Raw genomic sequence first — 17,941 nt, 5'->3', positions numbered from 1 at the left:
TCATTCACCCCACCCCGGAATCCGACAGCACGACGCGATAGACGAACGCGGCTTCGGGCCCCAGTACGAGCCCGACGAGTTCGATGAGCGTCAGCACGAATCCGCGCCCGTGAGCCGGGCCGGTCGTGCCGTCGAGGTGATGGGCGAGCTCGTGCAGCACCACCAGTTCACGCAGCGCCCAGCGTCCGTCGGCCGCCGACGGGATGGCGATCTCGGCGGCGACCGGCACACCGTCGGATCTGCGAACCCGCGCCGCGTAGTGCGCGGACCGCTGGCCGCGCCGTGCGCGGACCGACACCGGATGCGACGCGCGCTCGAAACTCGACCGCACACCCGGTAGCGCGAGCACGCGGCCCACGTAGTCGTCGACGGCGTCGATCGAGGCGAAGCGCGCCTCCGCGGGGAGGGTGACCTCGGTGCCGGCGAGTTGCACCGTCCGTGACGACGACACGTTGTCGAACAGGCGATGCACGAGGTGCTCGGCCTCATAGAATCGTGCGCGCCCGGTGTCCCGTTCACTCACGGCATCGCCGATGATGAGAGACCCCGGAGCCGATGGGAGACTTCATGCGCCGTCCCGACCTCGATGCCGTACGCGAGCGCGTGATGCGGCTGCCCGGCGCCTCCCTGATGCTCCGCATCGTCATCGACATGGCTCGGGGCAATCTCACGGACCGGTCGATGACCCTGGCCGCGCAGGCCTTCACCTCGATCCTCCCGGTCGTGATCCTGGTGCTCACCCTGCCGGGCGCCAGCGTCGTCGACGACGCACTGACCCAGCTCGGTATCCCCGTCAGCAGTCTCGACACGCCCACGATCGACGACCCGACCTCGGCGACGACCTTCGGCATCGTCGGTGCGCTGATGACCATCGCCGGCGCCACCTCCCTGTCCCGTGCCCTCGGCCGAATGTATGTGTCGATCTGGGACGTCGCCAAACTGCCGTGGAGCAGCTTCTGGCGATGGGTCGTCGTCGTCTTCCTCATCCCCGCCGCGGTCACCGTGCAGGGTCTGTCCACCGGAGTGGAGGCCACCTCGCTGTTCGGCATGCACATCGGCGATCGGGGCGTCCTGGGAATCGGGCTCATCGTCGCCGTGACCGTGTTGATCTGGTCGGTCACCTTCACCGCGATCCCGCGGCTCCTGGTGTCGTCGCAGGTACCGATGAAGCTGCTCGTCCTCAACGGCCTCGGTACCGGTATCCTCATCACCGCCCTACTCGCCGGCAGCCGCGTCGCACTGCCGACGCTCGCGGCGGGCACCATCCGCAGTTACGGCACCCTCGGTGTCGTCTTCGTCGCGATCAGCTGGCTGTTCGTGTTCGCACTCATCCTCGTCGTCACCGCCATCGTCGTGCACGCCGTGGCAACGGACGAGGGTCGTCTGGGCCGGTGGGTGCGGCGGTGGGCCGGCACACCGACACCGTTCGTCCCGCACCCGTCTGCATCCTGGTACGACCGGCCTCCCGGGAGTCCGGTGGACGCCCCGCCCACGCGCGTGGAGCCCTAACCCTCCAAAGCACCACGCGCACCGCCGAACTCGCGGTCGGCGCCGATCTTCGCGCGACGTCCCGCGCGGTCGCCGGCGCGGCGTGCGGCCTCCGAGTAGCCGGCCGAGGCGCTCGACGGACGCCACGTCCCGCGAGCACTCGACTCCGTCCGGTAGAAGTCGGTGACCTCGATCTCCTTGTTGCGCAACGCGACCGCCGTCGAGCGCGTGGTCTCCCCGGAGTCGCGTTCGGCGGCCAGGGCCTCCGCACGCGCGGCGTCGCGGGCCTCGGCGAGACGCTTGCCGATGCGTTCGGCGAACGCCGACTGGAAGTTCAGCCGCGCCGTGATCGGCGACAACGGCTTCTCCTCGATCACCCGCCGGGCTCGCCACCCGTTCCCGCGGGTGACGACCCGCGCGAACGTCTCGCCCTTGTAGGCACCCGACCGCAGGTAGGCGTCGCTGGCCGCGACCATCTGCACGATCAGCGACGTGTAGAGGGCCTCGCAGGCGTCGATGTCGGCTTCGTACCCGTAGGCGAGCACGAAGGTCGAGTTGCTCGCCACGTCGACGGTCACGTCGTTGGCGGCGGTGATGGCAACGAAGAGCTGCACATAGGTCCGCAGTCCGCGTTTGCCGGGCTCGCCGATCGCGATCTGTCGACTGATCGGGGTGACCTTCTTGCGCGCCGCGGGGTCGTGGGCCCGCGCCACCGCCAGGTCGATCGACGACGCCGTGGCGAGCCGCTGGGCGGCCTGCATGAAGGTCTCGGCTTCGTGCTCGTTGTCGGTGTTCTCCGCTTGACGGAGAAGGGCGGAGATCCGGGTGAGCAGCTTGTCGTCGCGCATATGTTTCAGACTATCCAGCGGCCCGTTCGGTTCCATCTGAGCGCGAATTGCCCCGAGACAACGTCTCGGCAACCCGCAGGAGGAGGGTGCAGGCGGCGATCGCGACCCCGGCCCACAACCCGGCGACACCCCAGTGACGTTCTGCGAAACCGCCGCACACCGCGCCCAGGACGAACACCGGCCACATCCAGAACACCGCCAGCCACGCCCACGGTCGATCGGTACCCAGCGAGGCGACCAGCTCGTGCGCGGACTTCACCAGCGTGCCGGTGACGTACGTCAAGCCGCCCGGCACCGCCGACGTGTGCGACAGCGCCGAGTTGATCGCTCCGGTCGCCGTCGCCACCACGACCATCCCGGCCGTCGGCGACGCGGTCAGCGCGACAACGGTGCCGGCGAGAAGCGTCACCGTCACGGCCACGAGAACCCAGACCGGCGAGTGCTGTCCGCCCCAGCGACCGAGTGCCGCGCCGCCCACGGCCCCGCCGAAGAAGGCCGCGACGAGTCCGGCGACGATCGCGATCGTCGACCACCGGCCCGCGGCCGTCGACGCTCCCAGGATCGTCGAGTTACCCGACATGAAGGCGACGAAGCTGCCTTTGAGCACGACAAACGCGATGGCGTCGACCAGCCCGGCCAGGAACAGCAACGCTGCCGCGATCGCGTAGTCCGGGTGCTTGCTGCTCAGGTACCTGTCGAGTCGGACCGCCATGGGCACGAATCTAACGCCTACGTGGCCGCCGGGATGTTCGGCGGACCACCTCACTCGTCCGGCGCCCAGCGGCCGATGTCGTCGGCTCCGATCGGCCGGTCGGCGGCGGTGCGTTGGGTCATTCGCAACGCATTGCCGAACGGGTCCCGGAACGCACAGTCGGTGCCGTAGGGCTGGTCTTCGGGGTCCTGGGTGAACTCGACGCCGCGTGCGACGAGCGCCGCGTGGGTGCCGCGACAATCGTCGGTCGACAGGATCGTCACCGGCATCGCCCCCTGCGTCACGAGGTCGCGGACCTTCGCGGCGGTCTCGTCGGAAAGCGCGGGCGGCCCGGGCTTCTCGAGCAGGATGAGCCGGTCGGGTTGACCGGGCGGCGCGATCGTCAACCACCGCATGAAACCCATGTCGACGTCGGTGTCGACCGTGAAACCGAGTGTGCCGACGTAGAAGTCGAGTGCGACGTCCTGATCGAGGACGTAGACGGAATGGATACCGATGCCGTTGATCATGCGCCCGACGATACGACCGGCGGCCCGGCCGGCGCTTCTCCGAAATCGCTCACTTCGGCCGCTCGCGGGACCCCGGTGGCAGCATCGCTCGGCCTGGTCCACCGGCGCACGAAGCAACCGGGAACGGGAATCGGAGCGACACGCTGCCGGTAGGCCATGGGACTGGAGCCGACGAGTCGGCTGAACGTCCGGCCGAACGTGCCAGGACTGTCGTAGCCGACCAGCAACGCGACGTCGAGCACCGGGACGTCGGTGGTCCGAAGGAGGGCACAGGCCCGCTCGATGCGCCGACGCTGCAGGTAGCGGTGCGGCGTCTCCCCGAACACGGCCCGGAACCGGCGGATGAAGTGCGACGGCGACATCAGCGCGATGCGGGCGAGCGTTGCGATGTCGAGGTCGTCGGCGTAGGAGCGGTCGATGGCGTCGCGCGCACGGAGCAACCGGCGGTTCTCGTCCTCGACCTGGGTGAACACGTCACCCAGTGTGACGCACGCTCAGTGCTTCTCGCAGGCGATGCCGTCCCCGTCGCGGTCGCTCTCGGAGTTCGCCTCGTACAGATCGTCATCGACGGTGAACGTCGTGACCGGCGTACCCGATGTGGAGTCGACGGCGCCGGCCTGGCCGACACCGTGGGGATAGTCGGCGTTGAGTTCCGAGCAGTTGGCGTAATCGGTGGCCGCCGCGGCGGGTGCCGCCACCAACAGCGGAGCGACCGTCATCGACGCCGCGGCCAGGAATCCGAGAACCATCATTCGCGAGCAACGCATCGTGCTTGACCTTCTTCGTAGTGTCCCCCGACACCTCAACGTGACGAGGTGACACTACGGGTTCCGGCCGGCGAACAGCGCATGCGACGCGAAGATTGGTCCGGCCGACGGACACGCCATCGGCCGGACCCGGGATCGGAAGGCGCGGGGTCAGCGAGGCGGCTGTTCCTTCAGCAGCGCACTGCCGAGCGGGACGCCCCAGCTGTACATCGTGCCGACATATCCGTTCTTGGTGCGCCGAAACTCCGTACGCGCGAACCACTGCATCACCGGGTCCGCAGTGTGCGCCACGACGCCGCCGTGTGGAGTCTGCTGGATCTGCTGACGCTGCAGATTCCACGGCCCGATCCCGTAGTAGTCGGTGTACATGCCGTTGCCGATGACCCGCGCATTCGACTCCGGCATCGGAACGAATCCGTAGATGAGTTGCTGCTGTTTGTAGTTGCCCGGCTTGATCTTGGCGTCGGAATCACCCGCGCCCACAGTCAATCCGAATACTGCCGCTCCGGCGATCAACGCCCCCGCTATCAATCTCTTCACGACGGCAGACGCTAGCAGCGTCGACGTCGGGTTCCATCTCGCTTTCCACAGCCTCCGGCAAGCCTGCCACTCGACAACGCGTATTGGTACAGTCCGGCCAGGAAACCACCGACAGCGGGGAAACGATGATCAGGAACGACGTCGAGTTCGATTCGTCCGGGACGACATGCCGGGCCTGGTCGTACCGGCCCGAGGGAACCACTCCGGCGCCGGTCATCGTGATGGCGCACGGGCTCGGTGCGGTCCGGCGGATGCGCCTGGACGCGTTCGCCGAGCGCTTCACCGCCGCGGGATACTCGTGCCTGGTGTTCGACTACCGCCACTTCGGTGACAGCGACGGCGAACCGCGACAGCTGCTGTCCATTCGCCGCCAACTCGACGACTGGGCCGCGGCAATCGCCTTCGCCCGAACACTCAGCGGTGTCGACACCTCACGGATAGTGCTGTGGGGCACCTCCTTCGGCGGCGGACACGTCCTCGTCGCGGGCGAACGCGACGGCCGGGTGGCCGCAGTGATCTCCCAGTGCCCCTTCACCAGCGGCGTCGCATCCACCGCCGCGCTGGGCGTGGCGTCCGGGGCAAAGGTGACCGTGCGCGCGCTCGCGGATCTGGCGGGTTCGGCACTGGGCCGTCCGCCGGTCACCGTCGGCCTCGCCGGTGCGCCCGGCTCGGCCGCCCTGATGACGGCACCCGACGCGGTGTCGGGATACCTACCGCTGGTGCCCGACGACCTGGAGTTCATCAACGAGGTCGCCGCGCGGGTCGGTCTCGCCATCCCGCTGCACACGCCTGGTCGGGCATTGCGAAAGCTCACCTGTCCCACGCTCGTGTGCATCTGCGACAAGGACACCGTGGCGCCGGCCGGACCGACTGCCCGGTACGCCCGCCGCGCCCCGGCAGCGCGAGTGATTCGTTATCCGGCAGGACATTTCGACATCTACGTCGGCGACGACTTCGAGCGGGTGGTCGCCGATCAGCTCGAGTTCTTGCGCGGGACCGTCCCCGTGTGACGTCAGAACCCGAACCGCGCCTGCATCCCGCGCAGCGTTTCCGCCGATGCCAGCAGACCCGCCCGCTCGGAGTCCGACAGCGGGACATCGAGCCGGGTCTGGGCACCACCGCGGTCGACGACGGTCGGCAACGAGAGGCACACGCCGTCGAGCCCCTCGATACCGTCGGCCCGCGTCGACACCGGCAGCACCCGGTGTTCGTTGTTCAGGATCGCTTCGACGATGCGCGTCGAGGCCAGACCGATCGCGTAGTTCGTCGCCCCCTTGCCCTCGATGATGGTGTACGCGGCGTGCACGACCTCGTGGTGAATACGTTCGCGCGCAACGACGTCCATCGCCGGACGGCCGGGTAGCGGCGTCCACGAGGTGAGCGGCACGCCCCCGATCGACGCCGAACTCCACAGCGGGATCTCGCTGTCGCCGTGTTCGCCGACGATGTAGGAGTGCACGCTCTGTACCGCGACCCCGCAGTGCTGCGCGATCAGGAACCGCAAGCGGGACGAGTCCAGCACCGTGCCCGACCCGAAGACCTGGTGCGGTGACAACCCGCTGATCTCCTGGGCGGCGTAGGTGACGATGTCGACGGGATTGGTGACCATCACATAGATCGCGTTCGGGGCCACCGCCAAGACCCCGGGGAGGATGGCGCGTGTCAGACCGATTGTCGCCTCGGCCAATTCGAGACGCGACTGCCCTGGCTTCTGCTTCGCGCCGGCGGTGAACACGACGACGTCGGCGTCCGCGCACACCGAGACGTCGTCGGATCCGATGATGTCCGCCCGCGGCACGAACTCGAGGCCATGGGACATGTCGAGCACCTCGGCGGTCACCTTGGCGGCGTCGATGTCGAGGAGGGCGATGGTCCGTGCGACACCTCGAATGAGGGATGAGTAGGCGATCGCGGTGCCCACCGCACCCGCCCCGATGATGGCCAGCTTCGTGTCTCGTACGTCCATCGGTTCACCGTTTCCGCGTCGGGTTCGTCGATCGTCGGCACCAGCCTAGGTGCTCGGAAGTCGGCTGTCCGGGCTGCGCCGGCCGACCGCGCGTTCGGTCGGCGGTCGATGTTGATAGCGTGGGCGCCGAGAACGGTCACACCCGCACACGTGGGTGTCAGGGAACCCGGTGTGAATCCGGGACTGGCGCGCAACGGTATGGGAGACGGATTCGGCGCGGACACCGGGGCGACCCGGGAAGGCGCCGGCGCCACGATCCCGAGTCCGATTACCGGCCGTTCTCGCTCGAGTCCATCGTGTATCTCGCGCACAGATACCCAGACCGATAGGCAGTACCACCCGTGTCCCGTCGTACCGACGGCACGACCGAGAGCGCGACCGCCCCGTCGGTCCGGCGACTCCCGTCGACGCCGCTAGCCGCAGTACTGTTCGTCCTCACCCTCCTCAGCATCGCCCTGGCCACCGCTTTCGGCGCGGAGACCATCCCCGTCGGCGACGTGTGGCACACCGTCGTCGGCCGGATGACCGGGGCCGAGCTCGACTCCGCGCACGCCGTCATCATCTGGGATCTCCGGTTGCCCCGGTCCGTGCTGGCCGCGCTGGTCGGAGCCGGGCTGGCGCTGGCCGGCGCACTCATGCAGGCCCTGGTCCGCAACCCGCTGGCCGAGCCGTACCTGCTGGGTGTGTCCGCCGGCGCGGCGGTCGGGGCCACCGCGGTGATGACCCTCGGCGTGCTCGCGGGACTGGGCGTCTGGGCGCTGTCCGGCGGGGCGCTGCTCGGCGCGCTGGCCGCCACCGTCACGGTGTACCTGGTGGCCCGCGCCCAGGGCGGGCTGACCGCGCTGCGACTCATCCTGTCCGGGGTGGTGTTGTCCTCGGCGTTCATGGCGTTGTCGTCGCTGCTGGTGTTCACCGCCGCCGACCCGCACGCCGCCGACAACGTGATGTTCTGGATGCTCGGCAGCGTCGCGGGCGCCACCTGGGCGAAAGTGCAGATCGCCGGGGCGGTCGTGCTGGTCACCGTCGTGGCCATGCTCGCCATCCACTCCTGGCTCGGTGCCTACGCGGCCGGCACCGACACCGCGACGTCGCTGGGCGTGCCGGTACGCGCGATGCGCAACGCGCTGTTCGGTGTCCAGGGTCTCCTGGTCGGCGTGCTCGTCGCGGTGGCGGGCGGCATCGGCTTCGTCGGTCTCATCGTCCCGCACGCGGCGCGACTCCTGGTCGGCGCCACCCACCGCGCGATGTTGCCGGTGGCGGTCTGCGGCGGTGCGCTCTTCCTGGTGTGGGTCGACGTGATCTCGCGGGTGGCGGCCGCACCGCGAGAGATGCCGCTGGGCATCGTGACCGGCCTGATCGGGGCGCCGATCTTCCTGTTCCTCATGGGACGACGCCAGTACGTGTTCGGGGGAGGCTCGTGATCGACCCCGCCCGCGCATCGTCGATGTCGTTGCGCGCGAACGCGCTTGCGTGCCGTCGAGGTGGCCGCGTCGTACTGCGGGATGTCGATCTCGCGGTCCCCGCCGGCACCCGACTGGCCATCGTCGGGCCCAACGGTTCCGGCAAGACCACCCTGCTGCGCACGCTGTGCGGTCTCGAACGCCCGGCCGCCGGCACCGTCGAGGTGAACGGAAACGACCTCCACCGCATCCCCTCGCGACGCCGCGCCATGTCGATGGCCGTGGTCGGCCAGGAGGAACAGCCCTCCGCGGAGCTGACGGTCGCCGAGGCGGTCGGCCTCGGCCGGACCCCGTACCGGTCGGCCTGGTCCACCGGAAGTTCCGACGACAAGACGGTGGTCGATCGCGCGTTGATCCAGGTCGGGCTCGATGGCTGGAGCACCCGCTCGTGCACCCAGCTGTCCGGCGGCGAACGGCACCGCGTCGTGCTCGCCCGCGCGCTCGCTCAGCAGACCCCGATCGTGGTGCTCGACGAACCCACCAATCACCTGGACGCCGCCTGGCGACTACGACTGATGGAGATCCTCAACGAGCTCGACGCCACCGTGGTCGCGGCGATGCACGACCTGGACTTGGTGTTGCGTCACTTCGACTCCGTCGCAGTGGTTTCCGACGGCGGGGTCATCGTGCACGGGCCACCGGTCGAGGTGCTGACGCCGGCTCTGCTGGCCGACGTCTTCGAGGTGTCCGGCACCGTCGTCGATCATCCATCGACGGGCCTGCCCCATCTGCTCCTGAACACTCCCACCACCACACCCGCCCCCAGCACTCTGACGAAAGACATCCCGTGAGAGGACATCCTTTGACCATACGTACGTCCCGAGTCCCCCCGACCGTCGCCATCGTGGCGGCGGCTCTGACGCTGGGAACTGCCACAGCCTGCGGTACCGACAGCACCGCAGCGTCGGAAAACACTGTCACCATATCGAATTGCGGAGCCGACGTCGCATACCCGCAACCCCTCGGCCGGTTGTTCGTCAACGACGGCGGCATGATCGCGATCGCACTCGCCGCCGGTGCCCGTGACAACATGGTGGCGGTCAGCGCGCTCGCCCGGGACAAAGACGTCCTGCGGCTGGAGTACGGACCCCAGGTCGACACCCTGAACGAGGTCGCGACCGAACGTCCCACCCTCGAGAACATCGTCGCGGCGAAACCCCAAGTGCTGTATGCCGGATACAACTACGGCATGAGCGAATCGCGCGGGATCACACCCGAGATCCTCGCCGGACACGGCATCGACGTGTACCAGTTGTCCGAGGCGTGCCGGCAGACCGAGGGCGAGGCGCAGCGCGGCACCATGGACCCGTGGGTCGCGCTCGACACCGATCTGCGCAACATCGGCACCCTCACCGGCAATCCCGAGCAGGGCGCCGCCGCGGCCGACGAGGTGGCCGACCGCCTCGAGAAGCTGCGCGCCGCACCACAACCCGCCGCGAAACCGACGGTCTTCGTCTTCGACAGCGTCTCGGACACCATCTTCTCCTCCGGATCCTTCGGCGGCCCGCAGGGCATCATCGACGCCGCGGGCGCGCGCAACGCGACCGAGGACATCGAGGACACCTGGACCGCCGTGAGCTGGGAACGCCTCACCACCGCGGACCCCGACGTCATCGTGTTCGTCGACTATCCCGGCCAGTCGGTCGAGGAGAAGATCGCCGCCTTGCGCTCGAATCCGGCGAGCCGGAACCTGAAGGCGGTGCGCGAGAACCGCTTCGTGAACCTGCCGTACGCGATGTGGGTGTCGAGCCCACTCAACATCGACGCCGCCGAGATCATGCGCGGCGTTCTCGAGAACCACGGCCTCGCACCGGAATCCGGTATCACCCCGTCCCTGGATGTCGCGCAATTGGACCTCGGGGGCAACAACTGGCTGGAGTGAGTCGCGGGACGCCCCGTTGAACACGTGGGGCCGCGGCGATCGTCATGCCGCCGCCCCACGGAGTAGTCGGTGGACCCCCTACCACGAGGCACCGACAAGTTACCGGCTCCGAATAGCGTTGCACAACATCAGTTTTGGCTTGCAACGCGCTCGCAACGGTGTACACTCGAACGTACATTCGCGGCAACGGTTCTCGGGGGTGACCATGTCTGACGAACAAGCGGCGCGGCGACCGCGCGCCCTCGAGTTGGTGGCCGACCTGCACCGCATCCTCGGTGAGTTGCAGACCGTGGACCTGTCGCCGTGTACCGATGCCGAACTCGCCGACGTGGCCGCGGAGACCGAACGCGCCATCGCGCGTCTGACCGTCGCCGGAGACCGGCAGATCGATCAGGTCGAGGCCCGCGACCTACCCCGCAAGGCCGGCTGCCGCACCCTCATGCAGTACATGACACACCGGCTACGAGTCTCGAACCCGATGCGCCGCCGTAAGCAGATGGACGCCACCGCCCACCGCACCAGCCTCGGCGGCGAACTCCTCCCACCCGAATACCCCTGCCTCGCCGAAGCTTTCGCACAAGGCACAGTCGGCACCGCCCACGTACAAGCCACCCTCGACGTCCTCGACCGCATCCCCGGCACCATCGACCACGATGTACAGGTCGCCGCTGAACGACAGATGGCCGAGATCGCCGAAGCCCACACGCCCGCCGACATCACCCAACTCGGCTCGCGGCTGCTTGCCCACCTCGACCCCGACGGCACCCTGTCCGACGACACCGACCAGAAACGACGCCGCGGCCTGTGGATAGGACGGCAACGCGCCGACGGCACCGCCAAAATCTCCGGCACCCTGACCCCCGCACTCGCCGCCCGACTCACCATGATGTTCGCCGTCTGGGGCAAACCCGGACTCAACAACCCCGACGACCCCGCCTCACCCAGCGGACCGGCCGGCACCGCCGACCCCGAAGCCCTCACCGCCGCAGCCGACCGCGACGGTCGCACTCTCGCCCAGACCAATCACGACGCACTCGACGCCGCACTCGCCGCAGGCTTCGCCGACGGAACACTCGGCACCTCGCACCGAGGGCTACCCGTGCAACTGATCATCAAAGCCGACCTCAACGACCTCATCCGCGAAGCCGGACTCGCCACCACCGCCACCGGCACCCTGCTGCCCATCCGGGACCTGATCACGATGGCCGCCGACATGCAACCCTGGCTCGCGATCTTCAAAGACGCCACCACCGTCCCCCTGCACTTCGGACGGGGCAAACGCCTGGCCACCCGCGAACAACGCCTCGTCTCCTTCGCCCGCCCCGACGGGGAAGTGTGTTCGGCACCCGGGTGCGATCAACCCGCCACCCACGTCGAGCTTCATCACGCCGAACGAGACTGGGCCAAGGGCGGTCTCACCGACATCGACGACCTCGCCCCGGCCTGTCCCCGTCACAACCGCATGGTCGGCGACCAACCCGGCCAATACACCACCCGCATCGCCCGATCCGGCCCCGACGAAGGCCGCTGCCTCTGGCGATTGAACGCCGAACCCGGCGCACCGCCCAACCCCGAACACATCAACCGCCGACCCGACATACCCCGGCGGTTCGCACAACACCTGAACACCGTGCGCAACGAGATCCACGGACCTGCCACCAGGTCCGGCGACCAGTCGCGCCCCGACGCCGTCGGCTACGGCGACCGCGGCCGGCGCCTCGAACTCGCCTACCGCGAACTCGTCCATCCGCGAACACCGCCGGAGCACCTCACCACCCCACCGCTGACCCCGGTCGAAGCAGCACTCGCACGCATACTCGCTGACCACGCGTGATTGCACACGACACGAGGGGCCCGGCATCGGAATGCCGGGCCCCTCGTGGGTGTCAGTGCGCCTGATCAGATCAGGCCTGCGGTGCCTCCGCGAAGTTGCGGGTGACCGCCGGGTCGACCGGGATGCCCGGGCCCGTCGTCGTGGAGACGGTGACCTTCTTGATGTAGCGGCCCTTGGCGGCCGACGGCTTGGCGCGCATGATCTCGTCGTAGGCAGCGCCGTAGTTCTCGGCCAGCTTGGCCGGGTCGAACGAGGCCTTGCCGATGACGAAGTGCAGGTTCGCAGCCTTGTCGACGCGGAAGTTGATCTTGCCGCCCTTGATGTCGTTGACGGCCTTGGTGACGTCGGTGGTCACGGTGCCCGTCTTCGGGTTCGGCATCAGGCCGCGGGGTCCGAGGACACGCGCGATACGGCCGACCTTGGCCATCTGATCCGGGGTGGCGATCGCGGCGTCGAAGTCCAGCCAACCGCCCTGGATGCGCTCGATCAGATCCTCGGCGCCGACCTCGTCGGCACCGGCGGCGGTGGCCTCGGCGGCCTTGTCGCCGGCGGCGAACACGATCACGCGGGCAGTCTTACCGGTGCCGTGCGGCAGATTGACGGTGCCTCGAACCATCTGGTCTGCCTTACGGGGGTCGACGCCCAGCCGGATCGCGACCTCGACGGTCGCGTCGGTGTTCTTCGACGACGTGTCCTTGGCCAGCTCCACAGCCTCCAGCGGGCTGTACAGCTTGGTCTTGTCGACCTTCTCGGCCGCGGCCGCGTAGGCCTTGCTCTTCTTGCTCATTGCTCTGTTCCTTCTCCGCCGTCAGTCGGCGGGGTGTGTGGTGCGGGCCGAGCCGGCCCTCCCACGGTGATGATGAGGTCTGTCAGCCTTCGACGGTGATGCCCATGGACCGAGCAGTACCGGCGATGATCTTCGCGGCCTGGTCGATGTCATTGGCGTTCAGGTCTTCGGCCTTGGTCTTGGCGATCTCACGGACCTGGTCCATGCTCACCTTGCCGACCTTGTTGGTGTGGGGCTCGCCGGAGCCCTTCTGCAGGCCGGCGGCCTTCAGCAGGAGCTTCGCAGCCGGCGGGGTCTTCAACTTGAAGTCGAAGGAGCGATCTTCGTACACAAAGATCTCGACCGGGATGACGTTGCCGCGCTGCGACTCGGTCGCCGCGTTGTACGCCTTGCAGAACTCCATGATGTTCACGCCGTGCTGACCGAGCGCCGGACCCACGGGCGGGGCCGGGTTGGCCTGGCCTGCCGAGATCTGGAGCTTGATGATCCCGGCGAGCTTTTTCTTCTTGGGAGGCATCTTCTGTTCCTTGCTTGTTTCCTTGCGAATTCACGCCCGCTGGAGACGTGAAAGTTCTGGGTTGGTGGTCCGGCCCTAGATCTTCTCGACCTGGTTGAACCCGAGCTCGACCGGCGTCTCGCGACCGAAGATCGACACGAGGACCTTGACCTTGCGCTGCTCGGCGTTGACCTCGCTGATCGACGCGGGCAGCGTGGCGAACGGGCCATCCATGACGGTGACCGACTCGCCGACCTCGAAGTCGACCTCGATGACGTTCGACGCGGCGGCCGCTGCGGCCTCGACGCCCTCGGCGGCGGCACCACGCGACGCGGCGGGCTTCTTGGCCTCGGTCCGCGGCATCAGGAACTGCAGCACCTCGTTGAGCGAGAGCGGCGACGGCTTGCTGGTCATCCCGACGAAGCCGGTGACACCCGGCGTGTTGCGCACGGCGCCCCACGACTCGTCGTTGAGCTCCATGCGGACGAGGATGTAGCCCGGCAGCACCTTGCGGTTGACCTTCTTGGGCTGGCCGTTCTTGATCTCGGTGACCTCTTCGGTCGGCACCTCGACCTGGAAGATGTAGTCGCCGACGTCGAGGTTCTGCACGCGGGTCTCGAGGTTGGCCTTGACCTTGTTCTCGTAACCGGCGTAGCTGTGGATCACGTACCAGTCGCCGGGCGCGCGGCGGAGCTGCTTGCGCAGTTCCTCGACCGGATCGACCTCAACCGCTTCGACCTCGGCCTCTTCGACAGGGGCCTCGTCGGCGGCGGCCTCGTCAACCGGGACCTCGTCGGCATCCTCGGAGACGGTGTCCTCGGCGGGGGCCTCGTCACCCTCGACGACCGCGTCGTCGGCGACCGCGTCACCCTCGGTGTCCACCGCGTCGGTCACGGCCGCGTCGACAGCGTCGACGTCGGCAGCAGCCACGTCGACGGAATCGGTCGAGGCGAGTTCGTTCTCCGGGGTGCTCACTGCAGCCCACGCTCCTTATGGTTCATCTGGCGGTCGTGTTCCTCGTCGCCGGCCGAGCCCACCGCGTGGGTCAGCCGAACAACCAGAGCACGCCCTTGGCGAAGGCGAGGTCGAGGCCGGCAATGAACGCGGTCATCACGATGACGAACACGAGCACGACGATCGTGTAGGTGATCATCTCGCGCCGCGTAGGCCAGATGACCTTCTTCAGCTCGGCGACGACCTGCGTCAGAAAGACCCAGATCCGTACGAACGGATTCCGGCTCTCCTCGGCAGACGCCTTTTTCTTGGTCTTGCGTTCCTTGACGGCGACCGACCCCGTGTCGGAGTCGGCGTCACCGTCGGTTGCACCCGCCGCCGAGCGACGTCCGCGAGCCGAGCGCTTACCGGACGGACGCAGCTCCTTCGCGGCTTCGGTCGACGTGCCGTCGTCCGTACCCGCGTCGGTGGCCTCGTCGCGACCGTCGAGCTCAGCCGCAGCCGAATCGGCCGCAGAACCCTCTGCGGCGTCTTTGGCGCGGGCGGCCCGGTCTCGCTTGCTCAACTTCGCGGTCCTCTCGTCAGCGTGTGCCCTTCACCAGGGCAGGGGCGACAGGACTTGAACCTGCAACCTGCGGTTTTGGAGACCGCTGCTCTGCCAATTGAGCTACGCCCCTTTGCGACGCCCGCCACCGGAGTGGTCGGCGTTGCCGTCCTTCTCGATCCGGCCTCGCGGCCCGTCGACGTTTCGTCGCCGACAAAACCAACGCGCCACCCTATGGGTAGCGCGCAAGTCTGAATCAATCAGACACTTCAGTGTAGATCACCGGGGCGGTGGACCCAAAACAGGCTCGCCTCCGCTCCCCCGACGACCGTACACGCCACCCGTCCGTGAGCCGCCGGACCGGCTCGCGACCGGTCGATCAGTTGAACTGGATGACGGCCTGCGCGCGTCCGAAGATCCGGCGGTCACCCTGCTTGGCGGTGATCGCGATGGTCCCGCGACGAGTTGCGGGATCGAGCGACTTCACCTTGCCGGTGAAGTCGACGGCCGCGCTGTCGTCGGCCGGCACGTACACCGGGCTGGTGAAGCGCACGTTGTACTCGCAGAAGGCCGCCGGGTCGCCGATGAACTCGGAGACGAAGCTCGCGCCGAGCCCCATCGTCTGCATGCCGTGCGCGACGACGTCGTCCATCCCGGCCGCGTTCACGACGTGGTCGGAGAAGTGGATCGGGTTGGGGTCGCCGGCCACGCCCGCATAGTTCGCGAGATTGCCGCGCGTCAGCAGGTAGCGCTTGGGCGTGAGTTCCTGACCCACCGTGAGCGTGTCGAAGTCGACGGCACCGAAGGCGCCCGGCGACTGCGTCGGGTCGGGGAGGTCGTAGCGACCCGCCTTCGACTCGACGGTGTGCCCGGACTCGCCGATGGCGTCGACCTTGATCATCACGTGGTCGAGGGACGCCTCGAGTTCGGGGTCGACGTCCATGCCTGGACGCGCGGCCAGGGAGGTCCACGTGGTCATGACCGGCTCGTCGTGCTGGTTCCAGATGACGTTCTTGGTGACCATCAGGTCGATCATCTCGGGACTGCTCACATGCCGGAACGACTCGAGCGAGACGTCGCAGATCAGGCGGTCCCCGACCTTCATCGGCTGGTGGTAGACCAGCCGCTGATCGGTCTGCATGATCTGCCACATGTCGTAGCCGGTGACGACGTCTTCGAAAAGCTTGCGCTGGGCGATGATCCCGAGCACCGACACATAGGTCGGCGCGGCGATCAGGCGGTCGTGACCGAAGGCCCGGGCGCCCTCCTCGCTCCAGTGGGTCGGGTGCGCATCTTGCACCGCCATCGCGTGCTTACGGATCTCCTCGCGGCCGATCTCGTAATAGTCGTCGACCGTGTAATGGAAGCCGACAAGGCTCTGGGTGTGGGCGGCGATCTCGTCGGGGGTCGGCTTCCCGCCACCGTTCGACGCCTCGTCCGGACGATCCTGGATCTCGGCTCCGCTTACCTGTGACATTGAGCTCTACTCCTTCGGCCGACACAACAAGACGGGCTGCCTCATCGAGAGGCAGCCCGCTGCTGGTGGTACTTCGAAACGGCCGACGACAGCGTCAGCGCGATTCCTTGTGCCCCTGATGCTTGCCGCAGTTCGGGCAGAACTTCTTGATCTCGAGGCGATCGGGATCGTTGCGGCGGTTCTTCTTCGTGATGTAGTTACGGTGCTTGCACACCTCGCAGGCCAAGGTGATCTTGGGGCGAACATCTGTTGAGGAGGCCACTTGATTGCCTTCTTTCGGGTGGTACGTGGTCGGGTTCGGAAGTTCCCTCAGGGCTTGCGACCCTTGCGCTCGGTTCCGGTCGGACCCGATGTGTAGCGGTGGAGGGACTCGATCCCTCGACCTCACGATTATGAGTCGTGCGCTCTAACCAGCTGAGCTACACCGCCCCGCGGACTTCTCGTCCAGCGAGCCCCCTGACGGAATCGAACCGTCGACCTTTTCCTTACCATGGAAACGCTCTGCCGACTGAGCTAAGGGGGCGTGCCCCGGGCGGTTGTGCCCGAGAGCCTTAACGAGGTTACACACTCGCGTCTGCGCTAGACAAATCGCTGGTCGGAGACCGTCTGTAGAGCAGTTTCGCGAGAATGGACCACGCTGTGGCAGGTATAGGATTCGAACCTATGTAGCTTGCGCGACGGATTTACAATCCGCTCCCTTTGGCCGCTCGGGCAACCTGCCGTGCCGCTCTTCCGGCCACCGTGACGGCCGTACGAACAACGCCGTGAAGAATACAACGAACACCGCATCAACGCGCAAACCGGCTGGTCAACAGGCCGGGACCCGGTCGTGGCACAGGCGTCCCACTGCGACCCCCACTCCTGCTACTGTGGCTGCGTTCTGACACGGGGTGCTCCGCGACGCGGGGCTGAGATGAGACCCGAGAACCTGTCCAGGTAATGCTGACGAAGGGATGTCATGTCTGTGCATGCGCGCATGCCGGTCTCCGGCCGTTTCTCCGACCACCTCTGGGAGGAGACGAAGGGGTTGCGGACGGCGATCGACGACCTCGAGTTCCTGCGGCGGCTCGGCGACGGGACGCTGCCACTGGAGGTGTTCCGCACCTACATGGAGCAGGACTCGCTGTACCTCGCCGGTTACGCGAAGGCCCTCGCCATCCTGGCGTCGAAGTCCCCCGACCCGCAGACCGCGGGGTTCTGGGCGAACTCGTCGGCCACCGCGGCCACCGTCGAGTCGGCGCTGCACGGCGACCTGCTCAACGGCGGCCAGCTGCCTCCGCGTGAGGGCGAACCCGAGCCGTCGCCGGCGTGCCTGGGGTACGTGTCCTACCTGACCGCCGTCGCCGCGACCGAGTCGTATGCGGTCGGCGCGGCCGCGGCCTTGCCCTGCTTCTGGATCTACGCGGAAGTCGGCCGGGCCCTGGCCGCGAGTGCCGCCCAGGTGCTCGCCGCCGACCCGAACCACCCCTACGCGCAGTGGGTGACCACCTACGACGCCCCGGAGTTCCAGGAATCCGCCTCGCGGGCAAGGGAACTCGTGGACGAGGCCGCGGCGCACGCCGGCGAGCGGGAGCGGGCCGCGATGGCCACGGCGTTCACCGTCGCCACCCGGTTCGAGCTTCTGTTCTGGGACACCGCGCTGAACCCGCAACCGTGGCCCGCCGCATGAGCGCCCGC

The 17,941-nt window shown here is 67.9% G+C and carries 21 protein-coding genes, 4 tRNA genes and 2 riboswitches; of the genes, 7 read left to right on the top strand and 18 right to left on the bottom strand.

The features are described 5' to 3' along the window. Nucleotides 1-4 precede the first annotated feature (4 nt). Nucleotides 5-523 carry a TIGR04338 family metallohydrolase gene (locus LEL84_RS20365; RefSeq protein WP_226512624.1) on the bottom strand — a complete coding sequence of 173 codons (519 nt, stop codon included), beginning with the start codon at nt 521-523 and terminating at the stop codon, nt 5-7. 44 nt (nt 524-567) lie between these two features. Between LEL84_RS20365 and LEL84_RS20360 the strand changes: the two genes are divergently transcribed. Beyond that, nucleotides 568-1,509: a YhjD/YihY/BrkB family envelope integrity protein gene (locus LEL84_RS20360; protein WP_058253352.1), complete on the top strand. Its 942-nt coding sequence runs from the start codon at nt 568-570 to the stop codon at nt 1,507-1,509. On the opposite strand, the gene LEL84_RS20355 is transcribed toward LEL84_RS20360, so the two are convergent. The 6 genes from LEL84_RS20355 to LEL84_RS20330 all read right to left on the bottom strand — a co-directional run bounded on the left by LEL84_RS20355 (nt 1,506) and on the right by LEL84_RS20330 (nt 4,864). Next, nucleotides 1,506-2,336, bottom strand: coding sequence for a DUF2786 domain-containing protein (locus LEL84_RS20355; protein WP_058253315.1), 831 nt, complete (start codon nt 2,334-2,336; stop codon nt 1,506-1,508). The two genes, LEL84_RS20360 and LEL84_RS20355, sit on opposite strands and share 4 nt — an antisense overlap. 10 nt (nt 2,337-2,346) lie before the next feature. Then, nucleotides 2,347-3,048: a YoaK family protein gene (locus LEL84_RS20350; protein WP_226512623.1), complete on the bottom strand. Its 702-nt coding sequence runs from the start codon at nt 3,046-3,048 to the stop codon at nt 2,347-2,349. A gap of 50 nt (nt 3,049-3,098) precedes the next feature. After that, on the bottom strand, nt 3,099-3,557 hold the full coding sequence (locus LEL84_RS20345) for a VOC family protein (protein WP_226512622.1): 459 nt from the start codon (nt 3,555-3,557) through the stop codon (nt 3,099-3,101). Next, complete coding sequence (locus tag LEL84_RS20340; RefSeq protein ID WP_226512621.1) at nt 3,554-4,030, bottom strand: helix-turn-helix domain-containing protein; 477 nt, start codon at nt 4,028-4,030, stop codon at nt 3,554-3,556. Before LEL84_RS20340 ends, LEL84_RS20345 begins: the two co-directional genes overlap by 4 nt. A 21-nt stretch (nt 4,031-4,051) precedes the next feature. Continuing rightward, entirely contained in the window at nt 4,052-4,324 is a 273-nt protein-coding gene (locus tag LEL84_RS20335) for an excalibur calcium-binding domain-containing protein (protein ID WP_226512620.1), read from the bottom strand. Nucleotides 4,325-4,474: 150 nt separating this feature from the next. After that, nucleotides 4,475-4,864 carry a hypothetical protein gene (locus LEL84_RS20330; protein WP_226512619.1) on the bottom strand — a complete coding sequence of 130 codons (390 nt, stop codon included), beginning with the start codon at nt 4,862-4,864 and terminating at the stop codon, nt 4,475-4,477. A gap of 125 nt (nt 4,865-4,989) precedes the next feature. Between LEL84_RS20330 and LEL84_RS20325 the strand changes: the two genes are divergently transcribed. Further along, nucleotides 4,990-5,874: an alpha/beta hydrolase gene (locus tag LEL84_RS20325; protein ID WP_226512618.1), complete on the top strand. Its 885-nt coding sequence runs from the start codon at nt 4,990-4,992 to the stop codon at nt 5,872-5,874. A 2-nt stretch (nt 5,875-5,876) separates the two neighbouring features. Here the strand turns inward: LEL84_RS20325 and LEL84_RS20320 are convergent, their stop codons facing one another. Then, entirely contained in the window at nt 5,877-6,830 is a 954-nt protein-coding gene (locus LEL84_RS20320) for an L-lactate dehydrogenase (protein WP_226512617.1), read from the bottom strand. A gap of 116 nt (nt 6,831-6,946) precedes the next feature. Beyond that, nucleotides 6,947-7,125: riboswitch (cobalamin riboswitch) on the top strand. Nucleotides 7,126-7,171: 46 nt separating this feature from the next. Between LEL84_RS20320 and LEL84_RS20315 the strand changes: the two genes are divergently transcribed. The 4 genes from LEL84_RS20315 to LEL84_RS20300 all read left to right on the top strand — a co-directional run bounded on the left by LEL84_RS20315 (nt 7,172) and on the right by LEL84_RS20300 (nt 12,006). Then, nucleotides 7,172-8,251, top strand: a complete 1,080-nt coding sequence (locus tag LEL84_RS20315; protein WP_226512616.1) for a FecCD family ABC transporter permease — start codon at nt 7,172-7,174, stop codon at nt 8,249-8,251. A gap of 23 nt (nt 8,252-8,274) precedes the next feature. Beyond that, a complete protein-coding gene (locus LEL84_RS20310; RefSeq protein WP_226514371.1) occupies nt 8,275-9,081 on the top strand; it encodes an ABC transporter ATP-binding protein in 807 nt (268 codons plus the stop codon). Between the two features lie 11 nt (nt 9,082-9,092). Then, complete coding sequence (locus LEL84_RS20305) at nt 9,093-10,172, top strand: ABC transporter substrate-binding protein (RefSeq protein ID WP_226512615.1); 1,080 nt, start codon at nt 9,093-9,095, stop codon at nt 10,170-10,172. Nucleotides 10,173-10,377: 205 nt separating this feature from the next. Then, nucleotides 10,378-12,006: an HNH endonuclease signature motif containing protein gene (locus LEL84_RS20300; protein ID WP_226512614.1), complete on the top strand. Its 1,629-nt coding sequence runs from the start codon at nt 10,378-10,380 to the stop codon at nt 12,004-12,006. A 70-nt stretch (nt 12,007-12,076) separates the two neighbouring features. Here the strand turns inward: LEL84_RS20300 and rplA are convergent, their stop codons facing one another. The 10 genes from rplA to LEL84_RS20250 all read right to left on the bottom strand — a co-directional run bounded on the left by rplA (nt 12,077) and on the right by LEL84_RS20250 (nt 16,985). After that, complete coding sequence (gene rplA, locus LEL84_RS20295) at nt 12,077-12,793, bottom strand: 50S ribosomal protein L1 (protein WP_065629251.1); 717 nt, start codon at nt 12,791-12,793, stop codon at nt 12,077-12,079. A gap of 82 nt (nt 12,794-12,875) precedes the next feature. Next, nucleotides 12,876-13,310 carry a 50S ribosomal protein L11 gene (gene rplK / locus LEL84_RS20290; protein WP_004021736.1) on the bottom strand — a complete coding sequence of 145 codons (435 nt, stop codon included), beginning with the start codon at nt 13,308-13,310 and terminating at the stop codon, nt 12,876-12,878. A 75-nt stretch (nt 13,311-13,385) separates the two neighbouring features. Beyond that, entirely contained in the window at nt 13,386-14,264 is an 879-nt protein-coding gene (nusG, locus tag LEL84_RS20285; RefSeq protein WP_137809759.1) for a transcription termination/antitermination protein NusG, read from the bottom strand. A gap of 70 nt (nt 14,265-14,334) precedes the next feature. Next, nucleotides 14,335-14,808 (bottom strand): preprotein translocase subunit SecE, encoded by a 474-nt coding sequence (secE, locus tag LEL84_RS20280; protein ID WP_137809758.1) that lies wholly within the window; start codon nt 14,806-14,808, stop codon nt 14,335-14,337. A gap of 39 nt (nt 14,809-14,847) precedes the next feature. Beyond that, nucleotides 14,848-14,920, bottom strand: a tRNA-Trp gene (locus tag LEL84_RS20275). 246 nt (nt 14,921-15,166) lie between these two features. After that, nucleotides 15,167-16,264, bottom strand: a complete 1,098-nt coding sequence (locus LEL84_RS20270; protein WP_226512613.1) for a fused (3R)-hydroxyacyl-ACP dehydratase subunits HadA/HadB — start codon at nt 16,262-16,264, stop codon at nt 15,167-15,169. A gap of 94 nt (nt 16,265-16,358) precedes the next feature. Further along, complete coding sequence (gene rpmG, locus LEL84_RS20265; protein ID WP_045823858.1) at nt 16,359-16,526, bottom strand: 50S ribosomal protein L33; 168 nt, start codon at nt 16,524-16,526, stop codon at nt 16,359-16,361. Nucleotides 16,527-16,619: 93 nt separating this feature from the next. Further along, nucleotides 16,620-16,693 (bottom strand) — tRNA-Met (locus tag LEL84_RS20260). Nucleotides 16,694-16,714: 21 nt separating this feature from the next. After that, nucleotides 16,715-16,787, bottom strand: a tRNA-Thr gene (locus LEL84_RS20255). Between the two features lie 117 nt (nt 16,788-16,904). Further along, nucleotides 16,905-16,985: transfer RNA gene (locus LEL84_RS20250), tRNA-Tyr, on the bottom strand. Nucleotides 16,986-17,140: 155 nt separating this feature from the next. Next, nucleotides 17,141-17,235, top strand: a riboswitch (TPP riboswitch). Here LEL84_RS20250 and LEL84_RS20245 point away from each other — a divergent pair. Further along, entirely contained in the window at nt 17,223-17,933 is a 711-nt protein-coding gene (locus tag LEL84_RS20245) for a TenA family protein (protein WP_137809756.1), read from the top strand. (Overlaps the previous riboswitch by 13 nt.) Nucleotides 17,934-17,941 lie beyond the last annotated feature (8 nt).

The sequence above is a fragment of the Gordonia sp. WA4-43 genome (genome assembly GCF_020520305.1).
In the GTDB taxonomy this organism is placed as follows: domain Bacteria; phylum Actinomycetota; class Actinomycetes; order Mycobacteriales; family Mycobacteriaceae; genus Gordonia; species Gordonia hongkongensis.
This window is presented reverse-complemented; position numbering and strand designations above follow the sequence as displayed.